Source organism: Tenacibaculum piscium (assembly GCF_021390715.1).
Lineage (GTDB): Bacteria > Bacteroidota > Bacteroidia > Flavobacteriales > Flavobacteriaceae > Polaribacter > Polaribacter piscius.
This window is the reverse complement of the sequence record NZ_JAJGWT010000004.1, coordinates 239,890-262,901: the sequence shown is the minus strand read 5'-3', so window position 1 is coordinate 262,901 and position 23,012 is coordinate 239,890. Positions and strand designations below refer to the sequence as shown.

The 23,012-nt window shown below is 30.0% G+C and carries 20 protein-coding genes; 7 read left to right on the top strand and 13 right to left on the bottom strand.

Going from position 1 to position 23,012, the window contains the following annotated elements:
* Window positions 1-92: 92 nt before the first annotated feature.
* The 3 genes from L0U77_RS06255 to L0U77_RS06245 form a co-directional block, all read right to left on the bottom strand.
* A complete protein-coding gene (locus L0U77_RS06255; RefSeq protein ID WP_233897815.1) occupies window positions 93-533 on the bottom strand; it encodes a DUF2271 domain-containing protein in 441 nt (146 codons plus the stop codon).
* A 75-nt stretch (window positions 534-608) separates the two neighbouring features.
* Window positions 609-2,099, bottom strand: a complete 1,491-nt coding sequence (locus tag L0U77_RS06250; RefSeq protein WP_233897814.1) for an ankyrin repeat domain-containing protein — start codon at window positions 2,097-2,099, stop codon at window positions 609-611.
* 7 nt (window positions 2,100-2,106) lie between these two features.
* Window positions 2,107-3,006, bottom strand: a complete 900-nt coding sequence (locus L0U77_RS06245) for a DUF6607 family protein (protein WP_233898372.1) — start codon at window positions 3,004-3,006, stop codon at window positions 2,107-2,109.
* A 182-nt stretch (window positions 3,007-3,188) separates the two neighbouring features.
* Between L0U77_RS06245 and L0U77_RS06240 the strand changes: the two genes are divergently transcribed.
* Window positions 3,189-5,291, top strand: coding sequence for a TonB-dependent receptor plug domain-containing protein (locus L0U77_RS06240; RefSeq protein WP_233900901.1), 2,103 nt, complete (start codon window positions 3,189-3,191; stop codon window positions 5,289-5,291).
* Between the two features lie 62 nt (window positions 5,292-5,353).
* Window positions 5,354-6,049, top strand: a complete 696-nt coding sequence (locus L0U77_RS06235; RefSeq protein ID WP_233900900.1) for an HmuY family protein — start codon at window positions 5,354-5,356, stop codon at window positions 6,047-6,049.
* Window positions 6,050-6,134: 85 nt separating this feature from the next.
* Here L0U77_RS06235 and uvrA read toward each other — a convergent pair whose 3' ends face one another.
* Window positions 6,135-8,951, bottom strand: a complete 2,817-nt coding sequence (uvrA, locus tag L0U77_RS06230; RefSeq protein WP_233900899.1) for an excinuclease ABC subunit UvrA — start codon at window positions 8,949-8,951, stop codon at window positions 6,135-6,137.
* 267 nt (window positions 8,952-9,218) lie between these two features.
* Between uvrA and L0U77_RS06225 the strand changes: the two genes are divergently transcribed.
* Both L0U77_RS06225 and L0U77_RS06220 read left to right on the top strand, forming a co-directional pair.
* Window positions 9,219-9,830 carry an RNA polymerase sigma factor gene (locus L0U77_RS06225; protein ID WP_233884370.1) on the top strand — a complete coding sequence of 204 codons (612 nt, stop codon included), beginning with the start codon at window positions 9,219-9,221 and terminating at the stop codon, window positions 9,828-9,830.
* Window positions 9,831-9,896: 66 nt separating this feature from the next.
* Window positions 9,897-10,040, top strand: coding sequence for a hypothetical protein (locus L0U77_RS06220; protein ID WP_193699893.1), 144 nt, complete (start codon window positions 9,897-9,899; stop codon window positions 10,038-10,040).
* Between the two features lie 106 nt (window positions 10,041-10,146).
* Here the strand turns inward: L0U77_RS06220 and L0U77_RS06215 are convergent, their stop codons facing one another.
* Window positions 10,147-10,812 carry an endonuclease III domain-containing protein gene (locus L0U77_RS06215; RefSeq protein WP_193706541.1) on the bottom strand — a complete coding sequence of 222 codons (666 nt, stop codon included), beginning with the start codon at window positions 10,810-10,812 and terminating at the stop codon, window positions 10,147-10,149.
* A gap of 145 nt (window positions 10,813-10,957) precedes the next feature.
* Here L0U77_RS06215 and bcp point away from each other — a divergent pair, with 145 nt between their 5' ends.
* Window positions 10,958-11,410, top strand: a complete 453-nt coding sequence (bcp, locus tag L0U77_RS06210; protein WP_233900898.1) for a thioredoxin-dependent thiol peroxidase — start codon at window positions 10,958-10,960, stop codon at window positions 11,408-11,410.
* Between the two features lie 243 nt (window positions 11,411-11,653).
* Here bcp and L0U77_RS06205 read toward each other — a convergent pair whose 3' ends face one another.
* From L0U77_RS06205 to L0U77_RS06190, 4 genes are read right to left on the bottom strand one after another with little or no spacing between them, the layout of a single operon-like run.
* Window positions 11,654-12,298 (bottom strand): alpha/beta hydrolase, encoded by a 645-nt coding sequence (locus L0U77_RS06205; RefSeq protein WP_233900897.1) that lies wholly within the window; start codon window positions 12,296-12,298, stop codon window positions 11,654-11,656.
* A 4-nt stretch (window positions 12,299-12,302) separates the two neighbouring features.
* Window positions 12,303-12,629 (bottom strand): hypothetical protein, encoded by a 327-nt coding sequence (locus L0U77_RS06200; protein WP_101916842.1) that lies wholly within the window; start codon window positions 12,627-12,629, stop codon window positions 12,303-12,305.
* A 28-nt stretch (window positions 12,630-12,657) separates the two neighbouring features.
* Window positions 12,658-13,917: a dihydroorotase gene (locus L0U77_RS06195; RefSeq protein ID WP_233900896.1), complete on the bottom strand. Its 1,260-nt coding sequence runs from the start codon at window positions 13,915-13,917 to the stop codon at window positions 12,658-12,660.
* Entirely contained in the window at window positions 13,914-15,872 is a 1,959-nt protein-coding gene (locus L0U77_RS06190) for a BatA domain-containing protein (protein WP_233900895.1), read from the bottom strand. Before L0U77_RS06190 ends, L0U77_RS06195 begins: the two co-directional genes overlap by 4 nt.
* A 163-nt stretch (window positions 15,873-16,035) precedes the next feature.
* On the opposite strand from L0U77_RS06190, the gene bshC reads away from it, so the two are divergent.
* On the top strand, window positions 16,036-17,628 hold the full coding sequence (bshC, locus tag L0U77_RS06185) for a bacillithiol biosynthesis cysteine-adding enzyme BshC (RefSeq protein ID WP_233900894.1): 1,593 nt from the start codon (window positions 16,036-16,038) through the stop codon (window positions 17,626-17,628).
* A complete protein-coding gene (gene rlmF, locus L0U77_RS06180) occupies window positions 17,629-18,510 on the top strand; it encodes a 23S rRNA (adenine(1618)-N(6))-methyltransferase RlmF (RefSeq protein WP_193699889.1) in 882 nt (293 codons plus the stop codon).
* A gap of 171 nt (window positions 18,511-18,681) precedes the next feature.
* On the opposite strand, the gene L0U77_RS06175 is transcribed toward rlmF, so the two are convergent.
* The 4 genes from L0U77_RS06175 to dapB all read right to left on the bottom strand — a co-directional run bounded on the left by L0U77_RS06175 (window position 18,682) and on the right by dapB (window position 23,010).
* Window positions 18,682-19,710, bottom strand: a complete 1,029-nt coding sequence (locus L0U77_RS06175; RefSeq protein WP_262909558.1) for an NADH:flavin oxidoreductase — start codon at window positions 19,708-19,710, stop codon at window positions 18,682-18,684.
* A 239-nt stretch (window positions 19,711-19,949) separates the two neighbouring features.
* Window positions 19,950-20,570 carry a WbqC family protein gene (locus L0U77_RS06170; protein WP_101916847.1) on the bottom strand — a complete coding sequence of 207 codons (621 nt, stop codon included), beginning with the start codon at window positions 20,568-20,570 and terminating at the stop codon, window positions 19,950-19,952.
* Complete coding sequence (gene lepB / locus L0U77_RS06165; protein WP_233897802.1) at window positions 20,570-22,153, bottom strand: signal peptidase I; 1,584 nt, start codon at window positions 22,151-22,153, stop codon at window positions 20,570-20,572. Before lepB ends, L0U77_RS06170 begins: the two co-directional genes overlap by 1 nt.
* A gap of 155 nt (window positions 22,154-22,308) precedes the next feature.
* Window positions 22,309-23,010 (bottom strand): 4-hydroxy-tetrahydrodipicolinate reductase, encoded by a 702-nt coding sequence (dapB, locus tag L0U77_RS06160; RefSeq protein ID WP_101916849.1) that lies wholly within the window; start codon window positions 23,008-23,010, stop codon window positions 22,309-22,311.
* Window positions 23,011-23,012: the final 2 nt, after the last annotated feature.

Sequence of the window (23,012 nt, the reverse complement as noted above, 5' to 3'; positions counted from 1 at the left end):
AATTTAGATTAAATAAATATAAGTATTTTGTAAAAAACTATTTTTTATTTTTATTTGTAAAATGCTTATTATGTTGTGATTAGCTAACTTTATTATTGAGGAATCATACGGATGTAACGTATAAAACCTTTACCGTCAATTTTACCTTTCATATTTTCTGATGTCAATTCAAATTCAATATCATCTTTGTAATATTCTTGATCTTCAACAGCAGATTCAAATCTAATTTTATATCCTTTATTTAATTTATCATTATCAATTTTAAGAATAGTAATAGCTCTGTTTCCTCCGCTAACAGTAGCACCAGTTAGGGCATCGATATTAGCACGAATTTTCCCTTGAAAATTCCACCATGCAGTAATGTCAGGATACCATTCTTCATCATCGCCCTGAACGTATAAGGTTTCTTCATATGCACCAGATGGATTTAGTAAAGAAACAGTAATATATGCACCTTCACCAATATAGTTCTTCATTTGAATCATACATTTATAGGTGTTATTATCTTTAGTTTTTGAACTAGAAAATGCCATAATACCAAAAGCTATAACTAAAATTATTAGTAATTTTTTCATTTTTTTATATTTAATATCAAGTGAGTATTCTGATTATTTTAAAAAGCTAATATCAGTATTTTTTAAAGCTTCATTTTCTCTAGCTAAATCATATAAAGTTTCATTAAAGCTTGTTCTTACGGTCTTTTTGGCACCTTTACTAATTAAATACTTTATAATTTTATCATTTTTAGCTGTTAAAACAGCTTCTTGTAAAGCTGATAATCCTTTTTTATTGATTGCATTAATATCTATGCTATATTTTTTTATAAAATCTAACATTGCTAAACTTTGTTTTTCAACAGCTAAATGATATAACGTATTGCCATTTTTTTGATTCTCTGTAATATCTAATCCTTTAGTTTTTAAAAGTGAAAGTTTTTGTTGAAACTCTTCTTTCTTTTTTTGATTAAAAGTTTTAAATAAATGATAGTTTAAGTTATTTCCTTTAGTGTCAATTACTGAAACATCAGCACCTTTTTCTAATAAGAATTTTAGAATTTCAGGTTTGTTTTTCAAAGCATTTGTAAGTGCGGATTTACCATTTTTATTTGTATGATTAATGTTTTTAGTTTTTGAAGTTAATAACTGTACAACCTTTAAAGAATTTCTTCTTGTTGCTTTTAACAATGGGGTTTCACCATTATTATCTACTTGATTTACATTAACACCTTTTTCTAAAAAATAGTTATAAACTTCAATATCTTTATTACTATATGCTATGTTATGAAGTGGAGTTACACCGTCTTTATTTGTAACGTTAGGGTTGATTCCTAAATTTTCTAAGTACTTAATAAAACTTAATGAGTTATAGCCGTTACGTGAGCCTATTGTAGATGCTAATATAGCATTATCACCATTTATGCTAAGGTTTTTATATGGTAATCCCTTTTTTATTAATAATTCTAACATAGCTTTGTTACCTTTATAAGCTGTGTAGTTAAAAGCTCCGTTTCCATTGTTATCTTTACTATCTAGGCTAAGTCCTTTATTTGTAAAATAATTAACAAGTTTAAAGTCTTTTAAATGACCAATTAATAACAATAAAGCATTTGCTCCTTTTTCATCTAAATCATTTTTAATATCGATACCATTTTTGATAAATAAATCATATATTTCTGTATTTGTTTGTCCTGCAACAGCGGCAAAAGTTAAGGGTGAAAAATGATGTGAATCTTTTAAATCTAATCGAGCATTGTTTTCAATTAAGTGTTTTATTAATTCAGTATTTCCTTTATATGCAGCCCAAAAAATATAGGTTCTTTTGTCGTGTGTAAGTTTGTTAACAGGATTTCCTTTTTTAAGGAGTAAATGTTTAATCGTTGCATTGGGTGCTTTTGCTAAAATAGCATAAGTAACGGGATCAAATCCATTAGAACTTAATGCAGTAACATTATTATTTTCTTTTATTTTTTGTTCGACTATTTCAATAGTTGGGTTAGTTTCCCAAAAATCTTTTTCTAAGAATATGTTTGAGTTTTGAGCAGAAATTAGTGAGCTTATAATACAAAAGCTAAATAATAGGGGTAATTTTAATAATTTCATTTTATTTTTATTTTAGAAAAGATTGAATAATTTTGTTTATTTCTTTTTCAGTAGTAATTTCATCTGAAAAAAGATGTTTGTATAAAGGTTTATTTTTTACTTTTTTCTCTAAAGAAAGGTCGGTATTTTTATTAAAAACGTTGTTCCATTCATTTCGGACTAATTGCCATTTTTCTTGATTTTTTTTCCACCAATTCTGTGCAGGTTTACAACGTTCATCGGCTACTTTCACGTAGGTATTGTATCCTTTTTCGTAGGCTATAATCACATCTTTTTCATCAACATTTCTGATGATTTTTTTATTGTCTTGGTCGTGCAACCAGCCATAATTGGTAATTTCATGACGATTTCCTCTTTCGGTTACATTATAATCGTTTCTTTTGGTGTATTCTCTACGAGGCAACGGTGCGTCTGTGGTGCTTTCCCAGTAGGTTTTTCCATCAATATGCACCCAAGAACCTGTTCCCTCATAACGTGGGCTATCATCTACTTGATACACTTTTTGTGTCCATTGATTTTTTACAATTTCCTTTGATTTTTGCTCAAATTTCCAATTTTCATCGCCATTAAACATATAAAAATCTTGATTTTCATACAACCAATCTTGTCGCCAATGTTTTACAATTTGAGGTTTTGCAGGATTTCCGACTTGCAATAAATGTTGTATGGCAATTTTATTATTTTCATCTTCAATTAATTCTGCCCATTCTAAGGCTTTATCAATTTTCATTTTCGATGGTTTGTATAATGAATCGTTGCTATTGTTAAAAGTTTCGGCAAAGTTGAAGGTTACTTCAAAACATCCACACATTTTTTTGATAGCTGTTTTATCTTTTGATTTTTTGCTTTGACCGTTTGTTGATAAGGTTGCTAAAAGCACAAAACTTGCTAGAAGTAGTTTTTTCATTGTGTATTATTTTTTGATTAAAATTTTTTATACAAAAATATATATTTTATTTAGATTGATTAAGAATAACTACATATATTTGTCCAAAATTATTAAGAATGTTTCTATATAGTATGTTTATTAAAATTGTCGATGTTTTTAAAACTGTGAATATTTTGAGCGTTTTCAATGTATTTATTTTTATGAGCATCACTGTTTTTTCGCAAGAAAAATCGGCAGTTGATAATGGCTGTACAGCTTCTTATGGTTTAGATGAAGTGGTGGTAACGGCAACCAGAACCGAGCGTCAATTGAGTTCATTGCCGATGCCTGTTACATTAATTTCAAAAGAGCAGTTGCAAAAATCAGGAGCGATTCGTTTAAAAGATATTTTAGAAGAGCAAACAGGAATTACTTTAGTTTCTGATTTTGGAAGTTCACAAGGAGTTCAGCTTCAGGGAGTTTCTGCGGATTATACCTTAATTTTAATTGATGGCGTTCCTATTATCGGGCGTGCTTCTGGAAATATTGATTTAAAAAGATTAAGTGTTAATAACATCCAGCAGATAGAAATTGTAAAAGGACCTTCTTCTTCTTTGTACGGTTCTGAAGCGATTGGAGGTGTTATTAATATTATCACTTCGCAACCAAAAAGAGAAAAACTAGAAGGATTTGTTCGTTATTTAGCCAAAGGCGGTGCAACGAATGAATTAGATATCAATACCAATATTAAATGGAAGAGAAGAGGTTTTGGAGTTGTTTCAGGGATAAATTTAAATACAAGTAAAGGTTTTGATTTATCACCAGAAACGGCTTCAAAAACAACTGAAGGACATCAGAATTTTACAGGAAATTTACAACTAAATTATGATTTTTCTGATAAATTAAAAACCATTGTTTCATCACGATATTATACACAATCTCAAGACATTCCTTTTAGTAGCATTGTCAATGAAAATCATGAAAATCATCAAAATAATAAAAAAACTAAAAATGATGAAAAAACTAAAAAAAGTGAAAATAAACGAACAGATTGGAATATAAATACGAAAATAATTCATAAAATAAATGATTCTTGGTCGTTTGATTATCAATTGTATACGACAAAATATACGACTGAAACTATTTTTAATGGCGAAAATAAATGGTATCGTCAAACATTAGTACGTCCTGAAATTAAATCAACCAATACTTTTAGAAAAGGAACTTTAATTCTGGGCGCTGGTGCCAATTTCGATGCTTTAAAAAGAACGGAATTTGAGGATGTTAAAAAATATAATACGCCATATTTCTTCACTCAGTTTGATTTTAATCCTATCGATAAATTAAATATTATTGTCGGCGCTCGATTTGAAAATAGTAATCAATACGAATCGGCTTTTACACCAAAAATATCGTCAAGTTATAAAATTAATGATTGGATAACAGCAAAAGCATCGGTTGGTTACGGATTTAAAGCTCCCGATTTCAGACAATTATATTTCAATTTTAAAAATTATGCCAATGGTTATATCGTATTAGGAACGCATACTTTACACGATATTCACGGCGATTTACCAAGCGTAAAACCCATCAAAAAAGAACTTAAAACAGAACGTTCAATTGGCTATAATTTCGGATTTCAATTAAAACCAGCATCAAATTTAAAACTAAATATCAATTTATTTAGAAATGATATTAAGGATATGATTGAATCTTTTGATACGCAATTAAGTGCGTCAAATTTAGGATTGCCTTTAGGAACACGTCTTTTTTCTTATCGAAATATCAATGAAGTATATACGCAAGGAGTGGAGCTTGATTTAGTCTATAAAATGACACAAAATTTTAGCTTTTTAGCGGGATATCAGTTTTTAAATTCCGCAGATAAAACAGCAAAACAGCAAATAAAAGACGGGCAAATTTTCTTTAGAAGAACACCGTTTTCAATATCAGAAAAAATGAAAATTTCGGATTATTATGGTTTGGCAGATAGGTCGAAACACATGGCGAATTGCAAACTTTTTTATGAAAATTATCAGCATCATTTCTCGGCAAGTATCAGGGCGGTTTACAGAGGGGAATACGCACCGTTCGACAGCAATAATAGCCAAGGAATTATTGATGATTTTGATAATTTTGTAGCTTCAAATACGAACGTGAATGTAACAATGTCTAAAACGTTTTTCAATTTGATGCATGCTCAAATAGGCATTAACAATCTTTTTAATGAAAAAGGTATTGCAAATAAAGAAAAATTTGCCAATAATGATACCGTTTTACGTTTAGGAACAACGTATTATGCAAGTTTACAATTTGATTTTTAAGAAAATAATCATCTATAATTACTCAAATAATCACTATTACTAAAATTAATTTATCAGATAAAATGAATTATTTACAATCAAGAAAATCGAAAATAATAAAATTAGAAAAAATAATAAAATTTAAAAAAATAATAAAGTCAATTTTAGCCGTAGTAATGATTTCTTTTTTAACCGTTTCGTGTAGCGATAATACTACAGATGAGGTTCTTAAAGAAGTTACAGCTAAAAAAATCATCAATTTACACGCAAAACAATCAATTGATTATACGATAGAACCTTCAATAGCTTCGGGTGAATTTGTAAAATTTAGCTTCAAAAAAGGTAAAGTTGTAACCGATGATACTTGGGATATTGCCTTTAGAGCAACCACAATTATTGTTAATGGAGGCGAATCAACAGGTATTAAAGAAGAGCCAAAAAGAACAGGAAATGCCAGTATTAGCTTGGTGATAGGTACATTTTCAAGCATTGTAAAAGCTCCAGATGCGAGTCGTTTTAAGCAAGATGAAAAAGGAATTTTAGCATTGCCAAAGAGTTTGTGGTACACTTATAATTTTTCGGATCATAGTATAAATCCTGTGGCAGGAAAAGTCATTGTGGTGAAAACTATTGATGGAAATTATGCGAAGATGGAAATTTTAAGTTATTATAAAGATATGGACACTTCAAATTCTGCCGATCCTGAAAATTCAGGCGCACAATATTATACGTTTAATTACACGTACAACCCGAATACTGGAGATAAAAATCTTCAGTAGTTTCTATTTAATTTTTGAATTTTTTGTTAGTTTTTGTTATGTTAAAGCTGTCTGGTTTGTTAAAAACCAGATAGCTTTTCTAATTTTACTTCAGTTTTTCCGCGATATATGGTGCAATTAATGCTATTTTATTTTTTGATAATTCCTCTGGAGTTCCTGTAAAAATAAGGTTTCCGCCATTTTTTCCACCTTCTAAACCCAGGTCAATAATATAATCGGCACATTTAATTAATTCGATATTATGTTCAATTACAATAATCGAATGTCCTTTATGAATCAAAGCATTGAAAGAGGCAAGTAATTTTTTAATATCATGAAAATGAAGTCCTGTGGTTGGTTCATCAAAAATAAATAAAGTTTTGTCTTTGGTCGTTCCTTTCATTAAAAAAGAGGCCAATTTAATACGCTGTGCTTCTCCGCCCGATAAAGTTGCTGAAGATTGTCCTAATTGCACATATCCTAAACCGACATCTTGCAATGGTTTTAATTTTCGAGCAATTTTAGGTTGATCAAAATTAGTAAAAAAAGCTACGGCATCATCAATGGTTAAATTTAAAATATCATCAATAGATTTTTTCCCAAATTGAACTTCTAATACTTCTTTTTTGAAGCGTTTTCCATGGCAAGTATCACATTGTAAATGCACATCTGCCATAAATTGCATTTCAATGGTAACTTCGCCTTCGCCTTTACAAACCTCGCAACGTCCTGCATCTACATTAAAAGAAAAATGTTTTGGTTGATAATTTCTGATGCTTGCTAATTTTTGAATCGAGAATAATTTTCGAATATCATCATAGGCTTTTATATAGGTTACAGGGTTTGATCTTGAGGAGCGTCCAATCGGGTTTTGGTCGATAAATTCGACGTGTTTTATGCTTTCAAAACTTCCTGTAATTTCGGTAAATTGTCCTAATTTTTCGCCATATCCATAGAGTTTTTTCTGCATCGCAGGATATAAAATATTTTTGACGAGCGTACTTTTTCCACTTCCAGAAACGCCTGTAATAACGGTTAAAGTATTCAGCGGAAAAGAAACGTCAATATTTTTTAAATTATGTTCACGAGCGCCAATAATATTAATCGTATTTGTTGATTTTTTACGTGTTTTTGGAATCTCAATTTTAAGTTCTTCGGATAAGTATTTAGCGGTTAAAGAGTCCGATTTCATAATATCTTTAAAAGTTCCTTCGGCAACGATATTTCCGCCATAGGTTCCTGCTTCGGGGCCGATATCAATAATATAATCGGCTTGTTTCATAATATCTTCATCGTGTTCTACTACGATAACCGTATTTCCTAAATCACGTAAATTTTTAAGAACTTCGATTAATTTTTCGGTATCTTTTGGATGCAATCCGATACTTGGTTCATCTAAAATATACATCGATCCAACGAGCGAACTTCCTAGAGAAGTTGCCAAATTGATACGCTGACTCTCACCGCCAGAAAGCGTGTTGGAAGTTCTATTTAAAGTTAGATAATTCAAGCCAACATCGGTTAAAAACTGCAAACGATTTTTAATTTCTGTTAGCAATCTTTTTGCGATGGCATTTTCATTTTTATCGAGTTTTAAAGTATTGAAAAATTCCGATAATTCATCTAAAGGAAGTGTTACTAAATCCGAAATTATTTTGCCATGAACTTGTACATAATTGGCTTCTTTTCGCAATCTTTTTCCGTTACAATCGGGGCAAATTGTTTTCCCTCGATAGCGAGAAAGTAGCACTCTATTTTGAATTTTATAGCTTTTTTGCTCTAATTTTTTGAATAAATCATGGATACCTTCAAATTTTGTAGTTCCGTCCCAAATTAATTTTTTCTGAGTTTCAGAAAGTTCAAACCAAGGTTTATGAATGGGAATATCAAAATCCATGGCGTTTAAAATTAAATTCTCTTTATAAATTTTATAGCTATCGGTTTTAAAAGGAAAAATGGCATCTTCAAAAATGGATAATCCTGTATTTGGAATCACTAATTCTTGGTCAATACCAACGACATTTCCATAACCTTCACAGGTCGGACAAGCTCCGTACGGATTGTTAAAACTGAATAAATGCGTGTTGGGTTCTAAAAAAGTAATGCCGTCTAATTCAAATTTATTGCTAAATTCTGTAATTTTTTTAGCTGAATTATCGCCTAAATTTTCAATAAAACACGTTCCTTTTCCTTCAAAAAAAGCCGTTTGAATGGCGTCGGCTAAACGATTATAAAAATCATCGTCATTTTTTGTGATAACTCTATCAACGACTAAAAAAAGTGTTTTTTCTGATAAATTTTCAAGTTCAGGATGAGCTTCTAAAGCGAAATCTTCAATTCTAACAACCTTATTTTGATATTTTATACGAGCATATCCTTGTTGTATCAACACTTGTAAAACGGTTTTTAAATCCCTGTTTTCATTGATAGTGATGGGTGCTAAAAGCAATAATTTCGAGCGTTCTTCCAATGTTTTTAGATGATTAATAACATCAGAAACCGTATGTTTTTTTACTTCTTTTGCTGAAATAGGTGAAATTGTTTTACCGATTCGGGCGTATAAAAGTTTTATATAATCATAAATTTCGGTGGAAGTTCCAACAGTTGAGCGTGGATTGGTAGAATTTACTTTTTGTTCAATCGCAATTGCGGGAGCAATTCCTTTAATGTAATCTACTTTTGGTTTGTGTAATTTCCCTAAAAATTGACGGGCATAAGACGATAAACTTTCCACATAACGTCGCTGTCCTTCGGCGTATAAGGTGTCAAAAGCTAAGGTCGATTTTCCAGAACCTGAAAGTCCTGTAAGTACGACTAATTTATTTCGAGGAATTACGACATCAATATTTTTTAAATTGTGCAGTTTTGCTCCTTTTATAATAATATTTTCTTTTGGATTTATCGTAGAAAGGTCTCTTTTCATTTGCTTTAAAATAAGCTATAAAAATACCATTTTTCCAAAGATTGTAGAAGCTCTTTTTAAAAAAATAAGATAAAATAGTCTTTAGAGTTGTTTTTCTTGATAAAAAAAAGCATATTTGTAAATCGCTACAAATCAGTAAATAATAGTAAATACATCAAAAACTAAAAGCTTATACGTTAAAAAATTACTTTTTTAAAATAAAATTTTGAATACACTTAAAAAGAGTACGTGAGTGCTCCGAAAAAAAGTACACTAAAAAAAGTAATTATGGTACATGAAAATATTGCAAAAAGTATTGTAAAAGATGTTGTAAGCGATAGTATTTTAGTAAAAGATTATCTTAACGGAAAAGAATCGGCAATAGCGGTATTAATTAAACGTCATCAGCAACGATTATACAGTTTTATTTACAGTAAAGTACACGATAGAAACACTACCGAAGATATATTTCAAGACACTTTTATAAAGGTAATTCGCACCCTAAAAAAAGGACGCTATAACGAAGAAGGGAAATTCTTACCTTGGGTAATGCGTATTTCTCATAATTTAATTATTGATTTTTTCAGGAAAAATAATCGAATGCCAAAATTTAATAATACCGATGATTTTGACATTTTTTCAGTACTTGCTGATGGAGCATTAAATATTGAAAATAAAATTATAAAAGAGCAAATACTCGCCGATGTAAAGTTGTTAATTGAAGAGTTGCCTATCGAACAAAAAGAGGTTTTAAAAATGCGTATTTATAACGATATGAGTTTTAATGAAATTTCAGAAAACACAGGCGTAAGTATCAATACGGCTTTAGGTAGAATGCGCTATGCATTGATTAATTTACGAAAAATAATCGAAAAAAATAATATTATTTTGGTGAATTAAGCAATAATCAACAAGGAACATCGTTAGTTATTTGAACACCTTATTATAAGGATTAAAGTACGTACTATGATGCAAATTTACTCAGAAAAATCATCAGAATTTAATAGCAATCCTAAAAAAGAAACGGTTCAGTTTTTAATCAATTTTTCAAAATCATTGAAGGTTATAAAAACGAAATCAAACTTTTTTATGGAGTTAAACTTGAATTAAGTTTATTTAAATTTTGAATTAAACTTTACGAAAAGCTTCGATAAAAAATTTGATAACATAATTATTGAAGCTTTTTTAGGATTAATTTTACTACTTATCTTCGTTGTTAATTTTTAGGTTTATTATTTTTGTAATAATCGTCTAAAACCGTTTTTCTTCCGATAGTTTTGGTGATGATATCTTTTTCTAAATCCCAGCCACGAGCGGGAGAATATTCACGTCCGTACCAAATTATTTGTAAATGAAGGTCGTTCCAAAGTTCTTTTGGAAATAAACGTTTGGCGTCTTTTTCGCTTTGCACTACATTTTTTCCATTGGATAAATTCCAACGATATAACAACCGATGAATGTGCGTATCAATAGGAAACGCAGGAACTCCAAAGGCTTGGCTCATTACTACACCTGCGGTTTTATGCCCAACGGCGGGTAATTCTTCTAGATATTCAAAACTTTCAGGTACTTTTCCTTGATGTTTTTCAATTAAAATTTTTGATAATCCATAAATTCCTTTTGATTTCATAGGCGATAAGCCACAAGGACGGATAATTTCCTTAATTTCTTCGATACTCATTTTTACCATATCATAAGGATTATCCGCTTTAGCGAAGAGCAAAGGTGTAATTTTATTTACTCGAACATCGGTACATTGTGCCGATAATAAAACAGCAATTAACAAGGTATACGGATCTTTATGTTCTAAAGGAACAGGGATTTCAGGATATAATTTTGCTAAGGTATCAATCACAAATTGCACTTTTTCCGCTTTCGTCATTTTTTGTGTTTTATAAGAATATGTTACAAGATATATGTATCAAAGATACAACGTGTATTTAAATTATCGAAAATCTTGAAGCTCTTATAAGTATTATAATTTTGTGTAACTTTGGAAATATACAAAATTTTGAAACTCAAAAATTATGACAACATTACAAATAGGAGATACGGCACCAAATTTTGAATCTGTCGATGAAAAAGGAAATACCATAAAACTTTCTGATTATAAAGGGAAAAAATTAGTGTTGTTTTTTTATCCGAAGGCAAGCACACCTGGTTGTACTAATGAAGCTTGTGATTTAAGAGATAATTATCAAACTTTTTTGGCAAAAGGCTACGCTGTTTTGGGTGCAAGTGCCGATTCTGCAAAGCGTCAGCAAAATTGGATTAACAAACATGAATTGCCTTTTCCGTTATTGGTTGATGAGCAAAAAGAAGTCATAAATGCTTTTGGCGTTTGGGGACCTAAAAAATTTATGGGAAAAGAATACGAAGGAATCCACCGAACAACCTTTATTATTGATGAAAATGGAATTATTGAAAATATCATCAGTAAAGTAAAAACGAAAGAACACGCAAGTCAAATTTTAGGCTAAGTTTTAGTTTTTGCTTATTTATTTATGATGAAATAAAATATAAAAAACCGAGTTTTAAGCTCGGTTTTTTTATGTTAGAATCTGTTTAATTTTCATCTGAAAAAAAAATATAGCAAAAAAACAAGAAATTGCATCCGTCAACCTGAATTTAGTTCAGGTTCGCATCCTGATTTGCCGTAATTCTCCTATTGATGCGATGCTGAACTAAATTCAGCATGACGAGAAGTTACTCTTTATTTAATTTTACAAACGTTTTTCTATCCAATTTTTAAAACTATAAAAATTTTGAGGAGCAACGCCATGACCAACAGGATATTCTGAATACTCATTTTTTAAATTATTTTTTTCCAGAAATACAGGTGTTTTTCTTGCCCAATCTACAGGAATTACTTGGTCAACTGTTCCGTGTGAACTGTAATAATCCGTTGTAATATTCGTGTTTTCTGTAGCGTTTTGTTCAATTAAATTTTCATCAATATAACCGCTCAACGCAATAACGTGTTGCACTTTATTTGGATACTTAAAACTTAATGCATAGCTTAAAATCGCACCTTGACTAAAACCTAAAATAAAAGTTTTATCAGGATTTGTGTTATATTTTGCCTTGATTTCATCAATAAAATCAGCAATTTTATCCATAGAATTTTTTGCTTGTACTAAATCTGAAAACTTCCCTTTTACGGCATCAAAATTAATAGCATACCAAGCAAAAGCACCGCCTCCCATTTCGTAAGGTGCTTGTGCGCTAACAATAAGCAAATCTTCGGGAAGTTCTTGGGCAAATGAAAATAAATCTTGCTCGTTACTGCCGTATCCGTGTAATAAAATTAATAAAGCAGGATTTTGAACCGTATTTTTTGGTTCTCTTATAATGTATTGTAAACTCATTTTTTTAAATTTCTTTGAACCAATCTTGAAAATATTCACCAATAATTGGAATTAATTTTTTCTCTCCTTTTAAAACAGCTATAAAACTTAAAATCCAAAGAATAAATAGTGAAATTCCAATTGTCCAGCCAATAAAACTACCTAAATATTTATAAACTAACCAGCCGTTTAAGAAAGATAAAATATGTAATCCTGTCATTTGGCGAATGTAAAAACTAGTATATTGATTTTTAGTATTTAGATTTAATACAAAGGCAATGATAGTTCCGATAATCCAAAAATGACTAATCACTGCATTTGTTTTTCCTTCACTGATTGTTATATTATTCATAATTATTAGGGTATATTTTTAGGTAAGATTAATCATTTAAAATTAATTGGTTATTGTTATAAATTCCGTATACTTTTCCTTTGATTTCTTTTTCTAAAAATACACTATTTTTTGAAGTTGATAAAATATCTTTTTCAGTAAAAGTATAAGTTCCTTCTGGATTGAAAAATGTTAAATTGGCAATTTCATTTTCTTTAATGGTTGTTTTTTGAAGTCCAAAACGTTCTTTCGGATTTTTAGATAAACAGTTTACAATGGTTTCTAAATCTAAGATTGAATTTAAAATTCCGAAAGCCGTTTCTAAACCGATAGTTCCATCTTTAGCGTTAGAAAATTCCACTTTTTTATGTTCAATATCAATTGGATTATGGTCGGAAGTAATCATATCAATTGTACCATTTTGAACACCTTTTATCAATGCGTTCACATCTTGGGAAGTTCTTAAAGGCGGATTTACTTTTTTATTTCCATCAAATTGATGCAATTCATCATCGGTTAAAAATAAGTTGTGAACTGCGACGCTACAAGAAACATTTAAACCATTTTCTTTGGCTTTTTTGATTAATTCAACCGATTTTTTAGTAGAAATTGTAGGAATATGTAATTTTCCACCTGTATATTCTAGTAAAAATAAATCACGAGAAATTTGTAATTCTTCTGCTAGGGCAGGAATTCCTTTTAAGCCTAAAAGCGTACTATTTTTACCTTCATTTGCGACACCTTCTCCAGCAATGGCGTTATTTTTAGGAAAACTAAGGGTTAAACCATTAAAATTTTGTGTATAAAGTAAGGCTATTTTGAGTAAATTATCGTTTGAAATTGGTTTGTTATAATCGCCAAAAGCAATTGCACCAGCTTGTTGCATATCATACAATTCTGCCATTTCAGCACCTTTACTTTGCTGGGTTAATGCGCCAATAGGATGTAAATTTGTTGCCGATTTATTGGCTCTATATATCAAAAATTCAACGGTCGCTTTGTTGTCAATTACAGGATTTGTGTTTGGATTAACCGCAATATCTGTAAAACCACTTTTAGAAGCTACTTTCAAACCATTTTTGATGGTTTCACGTTCTTCATAACCTGGTTCGCCCAAACAAACGCTGGTATCAAACCAACCTGTGGAAGCGTGTAAATTGTTACGTTTTATAACGTTATATTCTTTTTCTTCGGATATAAAATCCTCAATTTTACTGATAATTCCATCAGTAATTAAAATATCTTTTTGTTGTTGGTGGTAGGCACTAGAAGCATCAATAATTGTTACCGATTTAAACAGCGTTGTCATGTTTTAAAGAATTTTAAGATAAAAATTTCTGTCAGCAAAGATACAATGGCTAATGCTAAAAACCATTTCCAAAGCCATTGAATTTTAGATTCCTGATTGCTATTTTGCAATGTATTTTCTACAGAATTTGAAATTGTTTTATTTTTAAGTTCTTCAATATTCCGAATATCTAAGAAATTTAAAGAACTTTCTTGCTTCGGATAATTAAAAGCGATATTTTTTAAGATATTATTTTGTTGTTTTATTTGATAAAATCCAGCCTGTAACGGTTGATTTATAGTGGTAATTTCTATGTTATTTTGACGTGTTTTTTGCAATGGAATAAAGGAAGTTTCGGTATTTGAAATTTGTAAAACTTCCGATTTTTTGATACTATTATTTTTATGGATACCAATATTGATACTGTTTTTTGTGTTAATTCGATAATATAATTGGGGTTGTTTTCGGCTTTTTTTAGCGATATTATAAAAAATAGGCACAATCAAAGGTGAATTTATAAAATTACTATTTTGGGAATCAAGCGATGAAGCAACCCAAAAAATTGCCGAATTATTGGTGTTTATTTGTTGGATAAAAGCATTTTTATTTTCAAAATTAAGAATAGTGCTACTATTTTTAAAATTCGTTTTGTATTGTTTTTTTACATAAGGATATTGAAAATTTTGAATTTCTTTTTCAAATACATTTTTCAAAATCGGATGTTTATAATTGATATTTGTAATTTTTAAAGTGTCTTTTTTTTCTGAAATAATGCGTCCAATTTGGAGCTTTTTAAATAAAGTATTATAAGATGAAATTGTTGCGTTTTTGGCTGGAATAATAACTAGATTTCCGCCTTTTTTTGAATAATCAACTAAACTTTTGGCAAGTATTTCTGATATTTTTTCAATTTCATTTACGATAATTAGTTCTTGTTTTTCAAGTAGATTATAATTCAAATTTTGCACCGAAGAAGTGGTTAAATAGAATTCATTACTGGTATAAATTCGGTTTAAAAAATCGGTATTTTTAGTTTCACGAATATTTAAAACAGCCATTTTTGGATTTGAATTTATACAGAAATAAAATGTATTATCAAAAGCATAGGCATCGTTATAGTCGACTTGAATTTTACCAGAAAATTCCGCTGATTTCAGAATTGAAAAAATAACGGTCGTTGTTTTATTTTCATCAACAGTAAACATTTGTTTGTTGTTTAATTCCTGTTGTTTATAGAGTGAAATAGGAATTTCTTCTTTATATTTTCCTTGGTTTCTGATAACAATATGAATGTTTGTCGTTGCATTTTTTCCCTGACTTAGATAAACGCTATCAATAGAGATATTGTTTTTTAAAACGGGTGTTAATTTGACGAAAGTAGTATTTTTAGGCAAGGAATTAACATCGCTTATTTTTACATTTTGAAAATCAGAAATAAGCGTGTTTTTAGTATTTTTATGTTGTTTGTTTTCAGAGGATATTTTTAATAAAACTGTTTTTATATCGGTTTTTTTAGCGGTATTTTTGATGTTTACTAAAATGCTTTTTAATTCTGTGGCGGTTTTATTTTTATAAAAATCAGCATTAGTGAGTAAAGAATAGGTAGTTTTTTTGGAAAGATTTTCCATAATTTCTTGTATGGAAACTTGCAATAAATCACCCTTTTCGCCTTGCGTATTTGTGCTTAAAGAATTGTCTAAATATATTGATACATAGGAGTTTTCGCTCTCTTTATGATTTCCAAAATAAGGTTGTGCAAAAGCGAAAATTATCGCTGTAAGTAACAATAGGCGTGTGGCTAAAATTAGCCATTTTTTTAGACGAGAACTTTTGCGAGTCTGCAACGCAATTTTTTTTAAAAAAGCGACATTAGTAAACGGTACTTTTACAAATTTCTGAAATTGAAAAAGATGAATTAAAATCGGAATTAACAAAACTGCTAAGAAATATAAAATTTCAGGATGTTTAAATTGCATAGAATTGCCTCTTTTTTATTGAAAATAAAACTTGTAAAATATATTTTTCAGAATATAAATGTAAAAATAGGTAAATAGATGCTTGATTTTCGAGCATGGCATCAAATTTTAGTATTTTTGATGCTTCATAAGCAACTTGTTTTAAAAAAAACTAAAAAACTAAATGAAAGTAACTCATATCCCATTTAAAAAGACGGGTTTTTTCTCTAAAACAATGTTAGATTATTTAGAAGAATCACCAAAAATAAAACCCTTTTATAATAATTTTCCATCTTTAGAAGGATTTGAAAATCAGTTAAAAATCAAAAAAGCTCATTTTTCAACAGATAAAAGAAAAACACTTGTTGATGTTTTAACAACACAATATCGAAAGGTTACCGCAACGCCGAAAACGCAACAAAATATTGCTGATTTATCCTTAGAAAATACGTTTACAGTAACTACAGGACATCAATTAAATTTGTTTACAGGTCCTTTATATTTTTTATATAAAATTATTTCTACGATTAATTTATGTGAAAAATTAACAGAAAAATATCCGCAGGAAAATTTTGTACCTATTTATTGGATGGCAACTGAAGATCATGATTTTGAGGAAATAAATTACTTCAATTTTAAAGGCAAAAAAGTACAATGGAATTCGAATCAAAGTGGAGGAGTAGGACGTTTTTCAACGGAAGGTTTGGCTGAAGTTTTAGCTATTTTCTCGGAACATTTAGGAACTTCAAAAAATGCAGTATTTTTAAAAGAATTATTCAAAAAAGCCTATGTAAAACATCTGAATTTAGCCGATGCAACGCGTTATATTGCCAATGAATTATTTGGCGAATATGGTTTGGTAATTATTGATGCCGATGAAAAAGCATTAAAAAAAGCATTTATTCCGTTTGTCGAAGATGAATTAAAAAATCAAACATCGTATAAAAAGGTAACCCAAACGATTGAAGAATTTGGTGAAAATTATAAAATTCAAGTAAATCCAAGGGAAATTAATTTGTTTTATTTAACGGAGGAAATTCGCGAACGTATTATCATTGAAAATGATATCTTTAAAGTAAATGACACCAATATTTCTTGGACTTTTGAAGATTTACAAAAAGAAATTCATGAATTTCCTGAGCGATTTTCGCCCAATGTAATTATGCGTCCTTTATATCAAGAAGTAATTTTACCAAATCTTTGCTATGTTGGTGGCGGTGGAGAATTAGCATATTGGCTGGAATTAAAACAGTATTTTGAAGCTGTAAAAGTACCATTTCCAATTTTGTTATTGCGAAATTCCGCACAAATACTATCAGAAAAACAAGCAAGAAAATTAACGAAATTAACTATTTCATCAGAAGAAATTCTCTTGAAACAAGATGAGTTACTTCAAAAGAAAGTCGTCGAAATATCCGAAGAAAAAGTAGATTTTACAACGCAAAAAGAGTTTTTAAAACAGCAATTTATACAGTTAAAAGAAGTTGCTAAAAAAACAGATATTTCCTTTTTAGGAGCCGTAAATGCTCAAGAAAAAAAACAATTAAAAGGCTTAGAAAATTTAGAAAAACGCTGGTTACGTGCCGAGAAACGTCATCATAAAGATTTGGTTGCTAGAATCGTAGTTTTGCAAAACGAAATACTGCCAAATGGAAGCTTAGAAGAACGACACCGAAATTTTTCTGAATATTATTTAGAATACGGAAATAGCTTGATAAAAAATTTAAAAAACGGTTTAAAGCCACTACAATTAGAATTTACAGTACTGATATTTTAAATGGAAGATAAAAAAGGATTACACGAGAATAATAAGCATAAAAACGGATACGATTTTGAATTTTTAAAAGCAAAATATCCTCCAATTTCGGAGTTTGTTATCAAAAAATTTGAAAAAGAAACCATTGATTTTTCAGACCCTGTTGCTGTAAAAGAATTTAATAAAGCGTTATTAATGGCGCATTATCAGATTAAAGATTGGAATTTTCCTGACGAAAATTTATGTCCGCCAATTCCAGGAAGAGTCGATTATATTCATCATTTAGCCGATTTAATTGCTGATAAATCAGTAGATAAATCAGTACAAGAATCAACAGAAATAACCGTTTTAGATATCGGAACAGGCGCTAGTTGTATATATCCATTATTGGGCGCATCGGCTTATAATTGGAATTTTGTAGCAGTTGATATTGATTTAGATTCCTTAGATTATGCACAAGATATTATTGATGATAATCAATTAGATGCCAAAATTACACTGCGACAACAATTCAATGAATCGAATGTTTTAAAAGGAATTACTCAAGAAGATGACGCTTTTTCTGTAACAATGTGTAATCCGCCATTTTACAAATCGGCAGAAGAAGCCAGAGGAGCTAATAGAAGAAAATCAAGAAATTTAGGAAATAATACCGTGCGTAATTTTGCAGGAAATCATAATGAATTATGGTATATCGGAGGAGAAAAAGCCTTTTTACATACCTATTTATACGAGAGTTCTTTACAACCAAAACTAAGTAACTGGTTTACCAGTTTGGTATCAAAAAAAGAAAATGTAAAAAGTTTACAAGATTCTGCTAAAAAATTAGGCGTACAAGAATTTAAAGTGATTCCAATGAGTCAAGGAAATAAAGTAACACGAATTGTGTGCTGGCGATTTTAAATTTTAAACAGGCTCTTATACTAAAAAAGTTCTCGATACAATTTTTTTGAAGGAAAAAAATCACTCGAACTGACAGTTTATTTAATTTTAAACAGGCTTAAACAAAATCTCCCTTTATTTTTTTATAAATAAAGGGAGATTTTGTTTTAAGTATTTTAGTAATATTTTGTATTATTCAACAAAACCAGCTCTCTTTTTTAAATACTCAATAAATTTATCACTTACGCCTTCTTTTCTAAGATATTCCGCTGAAACAGGAAGTGAAACTGGATTAAAAGTAGGGTTTTCTATTACTAATTTAGGAAAATCATGATGCAATATACCAGAAGTTCCAATTGATACAAAATCAACACCAGCATCTAATATTTTTTGAACATCCACCGCATTGCTGATTTTTCCAGCAACAGTCCATTTTACCTTTTTAAAATCTAAACTGGTAAAGTGTTCTAATAAAGTACTTTTTTGATATTTTTCATCATTTGGTATTTTAAAACAATCCCACAAAGAAATATCTAAAAAATCAATATTTCCTTGATCAATTAATTGTTGAGAAACCCACTTTATTTCGTCAATATCCATAGCGAATCTTTCTGGAGATAATCGAACGCCAACTAAAAAATCAGCTCCGCATTGTTCTCTAATACCTGTAACAATTTCAAACAGTAAGCGAGCTCTATTTAATAAAGAACCTCCATATTGATCTGTTCTTTTATTAATTTCAGAACTCAAAAATTGTGTTAAAATATATCCATGAGCACCATGAATTTCAACGCCATCGTATCCGCATTTTTTAGCACGAACAGCCGCTGTAATAAAAGAGGTTCTTAATTCATAAACTTCCTCTAAACTAAGCGCTCTAGAATTCGTTTTTTCATTTTCTGAAGGACAAACAGAACGTTCATTTATCAGTTCAGAGGGTGTGCGCATTCCTGCATGATGCAACTGAATAACCGCTAAACTTCCATATGTTTTAATGTTTTTAGCTAATTTTATATGTCCTTTATTTAAGCTATCATTAAAAATACCAAGCTGTCCAAAAAAGCCTTTTCCTATCTCTTGAACATGTGAAGCACAGGTCATCACCAAACCAAAACCACCTTTTGCTCTCATGGTTAGCCAGTTGAATTCGTCTTCTGAAAGTTGTCCGTTATCATGGCTTTGTTGGTTTGTTAATGGAGCTAGCATAAACCTATTTTTCATAGTTATACCACAGTTAAAAGTTACTGTTGAATTGGTTTTAGTTATCATAATATAGTGCGTTTAAGTTTTGTGAATTCGAGTTGTTTTTATTTCTGATGCTAAAAAACTTCTCGATATCATTTTTTGAAGGAAAAAATAATTCTAACTGACAGTGTTTTTATGCTATAAAACTAAAAACCTCAGATTATTAAATTAATCTGAGATTTTTTTATCTAAAATAATAAGATTTTAAACAGTTTTTAGGGTTGTTTAAATTTTATTTTTTCTAAAAAACTAACAGTATTTGGACCTTCCATAAAAAGTAAATCTAAGATAGACAAGTTAGGCATAAAACCATGTTTATCATCAAATATTTGAATATATGTATCGATGTTAATTTCAACGCCTTTTTTAGCAATCGCTAAATTTCTGAAATCAGGTATTTCGGGCGTTACTTCATAAGTAGATGTTTTAGAAAATGTATCTTCAATTTGTAAAGCATCGGTAATAAATAAATGTGTATCGATATTTACATCTTGTAAATAGGTATATTTTTTATGAAATATTGTAGCAATATCATCTTCAAAAAACTCGAAAAATGGCGAGGATTTATACGCCGATTGTAAGGATTTAAAATGCTGTTGTTGCCATTGAATATCATTATCAACTAAAGTATCTTTACTTTTTTTTCTGTTTTCTGTACTTAAATGTTTTACAGGAATATTTAAAGATAATTTTCCGTTAGCACCATAAATATAACATCTGTTTCGGTAGGTTTGTTTTTGATAATTATCTTCAAATTCAAACATTACCGAATCGGCTGTATAAATTTTTGCGTATTGCGAAATAGGCGCGAAATAAGTAGGGATAAAAAGTGACATTATGATTTCTTTTTATCTTTTTTAAAACTATAGATGATATATCCTGCGATAAGTACAATAACCAACCATAAATAAGAGGTAGGTTTTCCACTTCCGCCAACGGTTGTAAACATTCTGTCCCAACGGATTGAATTTATTTTTGACATAAAATCGGGTGCGTTAGGATTCCAGCTTAACCAAATTAACACAGGTTTTCCAACGACATGATCGAAAGGAACATATCCCCAATTTCTGGCATCTAATGAGTTTTGACGATTATCTCCCATCATCCAATAATAATCTTGTTTAAAAGTATAGCTCGTTGCTTTTTTTCCGTTGATATAAATAGCATCACCAAAAATGGTTAAATTATTATTTTCATATCTTCGGATAATTTGCTCGTAAAATGGAATGGTATTTTCGTTTAAAGCGACTGTTGTTCCTGCTTTTGGAATGTAAAGTGGTCCAAAATTGTCAGAAGACCATGCGTATTTTGGGCTATGTGGAAAAACAGCTGCATCATAAGTTCCACTTGGTTTTACATGTTTTGTAACACTTTTTACTAAGTTGTTTTTTGCTAAAGAAGCCGCTTCATCATCTGTTAAGTTAAAAAAATAAATACCATCGTTCGTCATTTTCCCTTCTCCGTTTATATTAAATTCTCGGATAGTTTCGATCGCTAATTTTTTACCCTGTGTATCGACTTTAAAATACCATTGTGGTTTTGCTCTGTCTGGTAAAATAGTTTTTTTTCCGTTGATAAATACATAACCATCACGAACTTCTAATGTATCACCAGCAATACCCGTGGCTCTTTTTACGTAATTTGTTTTTTTATCAATAGGTTTGTACGTTGCTTCACCAGATTTATCACCCCACATGGTTTTTAAACTATCCGCAGGCCAACTGAAAACAACAATATCATTGCGTTTAATATTTTGAAAACCAGGGATTCGCATATAAGGTAATGACGCTTTATTTAAAAAACCATCTTTATTTTTATCATCAGAAATAAAAGATTTCATTCCTAAAAGTGGCAGTGTATCGTGTGCCATTGGTGCAGCAATTGTCGTACTAGGAATGCGCGCTCCGTAGTGGAATTTACTTACAAATAGATAATCTCCAACTAATAATGTTTTCTCTAGAGAAGAAGTTGGAATCGTATAAGGTTGCATAAAATAGGTGTGCACTAACGTTGCCGCTATAATGGCAAAAGCGATAGAACTTACCCATTCTCCTAAGGCAGATCTTGGTTGTAAACTTCTGTTTTCAATATAAGGAGTATCGGTGAAATAGTTGATATAATAGATGTAAAATCCGAAGGTAAAAACAGCTGAAAAGGTGTCTTTTCGTTGGTTAAAACCAAAACTTCTACAGGTTTCAATCCAAATAATAGGAAACATTAATAGATTTACAATAGGAATAAATAATAAAAATACCCACCATTTTGGGCGGTTGATTATTTGCATTAAAACAATTGCATTATAAACAGGCACGGCTGCTTCCCAAGCTTTTTTTCCAGCTTTAACATATAATTTCCAAGTTCCTAAAAAGTGAATTACTTGAAGTAGTAAAAAGAATAAAAACCATTCTGAAAATGTCATAATCTAGCTATTTTTTGCTCCTATTATTTAGGAATTATATTCAATAATTATCTAAAATAATTATATTTAAAATTATCTTATTAATGATTAATTAGTGTAATTTTTCAGGTATTTGTTACATTTTTGATGCATTTTTTTAATGCATTATTATGATATTAACCTAAGTTTAACACATCTCTCATCGAGAAAACTCCTGTTTTATTGACTAACCATTCGGCAGCAATAACAGCACCTAGCGCAAAACCTTGTCGGTTATGAGCCGTGTGTTTTATAGCAATCGTATCGACTAAAGAACTGTATGTTGTGGTGTGAGTTCCTGGTACATCTGGAGTTCTGATAGCGGTTATTGGAATATTTTCTTCGGATGTTTTAGCATCTAATTCCCAGGCTATTTTATCGGTATTTTCGATGATTCCTTCGGCTAAAGTAATTGCTGTTCCGCTTGGTGCGTCTAATTTTTTTGTATGATGAATCTCTTGAATAGCAATGTTATATTGCGGTAAGTTTTGCATCATTTTAGCCAATTGTTTGTTGAGTTCAAAGAAGATATTTACGCCTACACTAAAGTTAGAAGCATAGATAAAAGCTCCTTTTTTATGATTGCATAATTCAACAATTTCATGGTATTTCTCTAACCAGCCAGTAGTTCCTGAAATTACAGGAATTTGGTTTTCAATACAATGACTAATATTTTTAAAAGCGGCATCTGGTATGCTAAAATCAATAGCGATGTCTGCTTTTTTTATGTCGTATGTTGTTGCTCCTGAATCTTTAATAATTATTTCATGACCTCTTTGTAAAGCAACTTTTTCAATTTCTTTACCCATTCGACCATAACCGAGTAGTGCTATTTTCATAA

Bases quoted from the DNA above. Each gene is read 5' to 3' on its own strand.
- L0U77_RS06255 (WP_233897815.1), bottom strand. From the start codon at position 533: ATGGCATTTTCTAGTTCAAAAACTAAAGATAATAACACCTATAAATGT.
- L0U77_RS06250 (WP_233897814.1), bottom strand. From the start codon at position 2,099: ATGAAATTATTAAAATTACCCCTATTATTTAGCTTTTGTATTATAAGC.
- L0U77_RS06245 (WP_233898372.1), bottom strand. From the start codon at position 3,006: ATGAAAAAACTACTTCTAGCAAGTTTTGTGCTTTTAGCAACCTTATCA.
- L0U77_RS06240 (WP_233900901.1), top strand. From the start codon at position 3,189: ATGAGCATCACTGTTTTTTCGCAAGAAAAATCGGCAGTTGATAATGGC.
- L0U77_RS06235 (WP_233900900.1), top strand. From the start codon at position 5,354: ATGAATTATTTACAATCAAGAAAATCGAAAATAATAAAATTAGAAAAA.
- uvrA (WP_233900899.1), bottom strand. From the start codon at position 8,951: ATGAAAAGAGACCTTTCTACGATAAATCCAAAAGAAAATATTATTATA.
- L0U77_RS06225 (WP_233884370.1), top strand. From the start codon at position 9,219: ATGGTACATGAAAATATTGCAAAAAGTATTGTAAAAGATGTTGTAAGC.
- L0U77_RS06220 (WP_193699893.1), top strand. From the start codon at position 9,897: ATGATGCAAATTTACTCAGAAAAATCATCAGAATTTAATAGCAATCCT.
- L0U77_RS06215 (WP_193706541.1), bottom strand. From the start codon at position 10,812: ATGACGAAAGCGGAAAAAGTGCAATTTGTGATTGATACCTTAGCAAAA.
- bcp (WP_233900898.1), top strand. From the start codon at position 10,958: ATGACAACATTACAAATAGGAGATACGGCACCAAATTTTGAATCTGTC.
- L0U77_RS06205 (WP_233900897.1), bottom strand. From the start codon at position 12,298: ATGAGTTTACAATACATTATAAGAGAACCAAAAAATACGGTTCAAAAT.
- L0U77_RS06200 (WP_101916842.1), bottom strand. From the start codon at position 12,629: ATGAATAATATAACAATCAGTGAAGGAAAAACAAATGCAGTGATTAGT.
- L0U77_RS06195 (WP_233900896.1), bottom strand. From the start codon at position 13,917: ATGACAACGCTGTTTAAATCGGTAACAATTATTGATGCTTCTAGTGCC.
- L0U77_RS06190 (WP_233900895.1), bottom strand. From the start codon at position 15,872: ATGCAATTTAAACATCCTGAAATTTTATATTTCTTAGCAGTTTTGTTA.
- bshC (WP_233900894.1), top strand. From the start codon at position 16,036: ATGAAAGTAACTCATATCCCATTTAAAAAGACGGGTTTTTTCTCTAAA.
- rlmF (WP_193699889.1), top strand. From the start codon at position 17,629: ATGGAAGATAAAAAAGGATTACACGAGAATAATAAGCATAAAAACGGA.
- L0U77_RS06175 (WP_262909558.1), bottom strand. From the start codon at position 19,710: ATGAAAAATAGGTTTATGCTAGCTCCATTAACAAACCAACAAAGCCAT.
- L0U77_RS06170 (WP_101916847.1), bottom strand. From the start codon at position 20,570: ATGTCACTTTTTATCCCTACTTATTTCGCGCCTATTTCGCAATACGCA.
- lepB (WP_233897802.1), bottom strand. From the start codon at position 22,153: ATGACATTTTCAGAATGGTTTTTATTCTTTTTACTACTTCAAGTAATT.
- dapB (WP_101916849.1), bottom strand. From the start codon at position 23,010: ATGAAAATAGCACTACTCGGTTATGGTCGAATGGGTAAAGAAATTGAA.